The organism is Paraburkholderia sp. RL18-101-BIB-B (assembly GCF_046026985.1).
Classification (GTDB): domain Bacteria; phylum Pseudomonadota; class Gammaproteobacteria; order Burkholderiales; family Burkholderiaceae; genus Paraburkholderia.
Genome location: NZ_JARESV010000156.1, coordinates 1 through 1,304 on the forward strand (window position 1 = coordinate 1; position 1,304 = coordinate 1,304).

Genomic DNA, 1,304 nt, shown 5'->3' on the forward strand with positions numbered 1-1,304 from the left:
AGCGAGTCGAGCACTTCTTCGAAGGCACGAGCCTGGCCGGGCTGGAACAGTTCGACCAGTTCCCGCGCGAACGGGGAATGTCGCGCATGCACGCGCGAGAGCAGGCTCGCGAAACCGTCCAGGAAGTGGTGCTTGTCGCGCTCCAGCGGCAGGTCGATGCGCTCATTGGCGCGCGCATCGCGCATCGTGCCCAGCGGATCCTCGCCACGCTGCACCTTGCCGATCTCGCGATGCACCATGCGCCGCAGGATCGCCAGCCCCTGGTCCGTGCTGCCCAGGTTCTCCTTCGTGCGATCGGCGATCGGCCCCTGCGTGACCCACGCCATGATGTCCTGCGCGTCGATCATGTCCAGCGCGTACTCGCCGTGCTTGTCCAGATACGGCACCTCGTACACCGGCACGCGCTCCAGCAGATGCGGCGCCACCGTCGCGCCCGGCGGCGGCACGTACGCGGTGTACCACAGGTGCAGGGTGTGCGTGTCGTCCATTGGCGTGCGGATCTGGAACGCGTACATGCCCCATTGCGGCGACGCATAGCCCACCGCCAGCATTGTCGGGAACACCAGCGGATGGCCGATCTGCCAGTCGTCGCAGTCCTCCGACTGCCCTTCGAGCAGGCGCCGCTTGATGATGCCGTGCTCGAACTCGGTAAAGCCGATGCGCACGTGCCGGCGGCTGATCGAGAACTTCGCGGGCTGCCCCTGGATCTCGCGCAGATGCTCGTGCAACTGCCCGTGCAGCCACTCGGTATGCACCTGGTCGACCGAGTTCTCCATGATCTGCAGCCAGTTCGCCGGCACCACCGCCTGACCGATCATGCGGATCGCGGGCGAGGCGACGAAGCCGTCATAGCGCGGCAGCAGCGGACGCGGCTCCGGGCCCATGTAGGCGAACAGCATGCCGCCCAGTTCCTCGACCGCGTAGGCGCTCGTGCTCACGCGCTCCTTGAAGCAGGTCTGGGCCGACTCGTTGGGCTGCTCCAGGCATTTGCCCTGGGCGTCGAAGTGCCAGCCGTGATACGGGCAGCGGATGCCCTGGTCGGTGGGAATGCCGTAGGCGAGCGAGGCGCGCCGGTGCGGGCAGTGCTCGGCGATGAGCCCGAAGCGGCCCTGGCGGTCGCGAAACAGCACCAGGTCCTCGCCCAGCACACGCACGCGCTTGGTGGAGCGCGCGCTGCTGAACTCATCCACTCCGCCCACCGGGTGCCAGTAACGGCGCATCAGTTCGCCGCCGGGCGTGCCCGGTCCCACACGTGTGAGCAGTTCATTCTGTTCGGCCGTCAGCATCGGGTTCTCCTCTTTACA

The 1,304-nt window shown here is 67.3% G+C and carries 1 protein-coding gene; it reads right to left on the minus strand.

Annotation, left to right across the window (positions count from 1 at the left end):
• Nucleotides 1-1,286, minus strand: a 1,286-nt coding sequence (locus tag P0D73_RS46440; RefSeq protein ID WP_408321331.1) for a Rieske 2Fe-2S domain-containing protein, incomplete at its 3' end; no start/stop codon positions are given.
• Nucleotides 1,287-1,304 lie beyond the last annotated feature (18 nt).